Raw genomic sequence first — 1,337 nt, 5'->3', positions numbered from 1 at the left:
TTTTGCCCCCGCCGAACAATCTACCCTGCCATTAGTGGTAAAACGTCGTCATCTTCTACCCGCTAATTCCCTCAACACTTTAACCACCATGGCAGTATTAATTATCGGTTTTGCCATCGGTGAACCTCTATTAGCTTTTGCCGATAGCATTTTCGGCACGAGAGCCGGACAATTTGATATTGGCAAAGTGATGATTGTCGGTGCTTTTTATATAATTGCCGGTTTAATTCTAATTATCCTGCGAACTAACGAAAAATATGTCATTCCTACCGCAGAACAGCCCCATGTTTGGGAAGATATCCGCGACGGCATTCGTTACCTCAACAAAAATCATAAAGTTCGTAACGCTCTGATTCAATTAGTCATCTTATTCTGTATTTTTGCCGCTCTATCAGTATTAGCCGTCAGTATGGCCGAAAAACTACCCGGGTTAAAAGCTTCTCAATTCGGCTTTTTATTAGCCTCCTGTGGTGCAGGAATGGCAGTTAGTGCGATTACCTTGGGTTATTGGGGCCAAAAATTCTCCCACACCCAATTAAGTCTCTGGGGTTCCCTGGGTATGGCGGCAGCTTTAATCGGTTTATCTCTAGCCACAAAGAGTTTAATTTTAGCCTTCGCTATGACCGCTTTATTAGGGATTTTTGCCGCTTTAGTCGGGGTTCCCATGCAAACCACCCTACAGGCAGATACACCCCCCGAAATGCGCGGTAAAGTCTTTGGTTTAGAAAATAATGCCGTTAATATTGCCCTCTCTTTACCCTTAGCCGTGGCGGGTATCGCCGAAACTCAATTCGGACTCCGACCAGTACTATTAGCTTTAGCAGTTATGGCAGTTATCGGTGGTGGTTTTACTTGGTATGTTTCTGGCAATTTATCTAAAGATTAGCGAAACTTTTCAGTTATCAGTTATCAGTAAACAGTAATCAGTATTCAGGATTCATGCTAAATCCAGTTATTAAAAACCGATTATTTATTCTCCCTTTTGCCTCTTGCATGAGTGCCTCTCCTGATATGTAGCCTATACTCAACGGATTTAGTATCAGTATTCAGGAGATTGCCTTTATTTAGGGTTTGCTGAATAATGGGAAAAACCTTACAGGAAAGGGCTTTTAGCTTGATTGAGAGCTTCCCAAATGCACTTAAATCTGCTAGAATCGCTCAAAACCCTTGCATCACTCTTGCATCTTCTCTAATTAGTGCTAATGTACCGTAAAAGCGAGTTACCCTCAACCCCACCAGAAAACTTCGAGCTGCCCTTTGAGGGGAAATTATCCCAAGACAATCGTTGGGTAATTATGGCCAACCTCATTCCCTGGTCAGAATTTGAAGCGGAATAC

At 42.7% G+C, this 1,337-nt stretch carries 1 protein-coding gene; it reads left to right on the top strand.

Annotated features, from left to right (window positions below; translation table 11 throughout):
• On the top strand, window positions 1–886 hold an 886-nt coding region (locus PX484_RS25510; RefSeq protein ID WP_288106239.1), incomplete at its 5' end, for an MFS transporter.
• Between the last annotated feature and the right edge of the window lie 451 nt (window positions 887–1,337).

It is taken from the genome of Microcystis sp. M49636_WE2 (assembly GCF_030065375.1).
Lineage (GTDB): Bacteria > Cyanobacteriota > Cyanobacteriia > Cyanobacteriales > Microcystaceae > Microcystis > Microcystis aeruginosa_C.
Note: the sequence above shows the minus strand (reverse complement) of the source record. Positions and strands in the feature narration are given on the sequence as shown.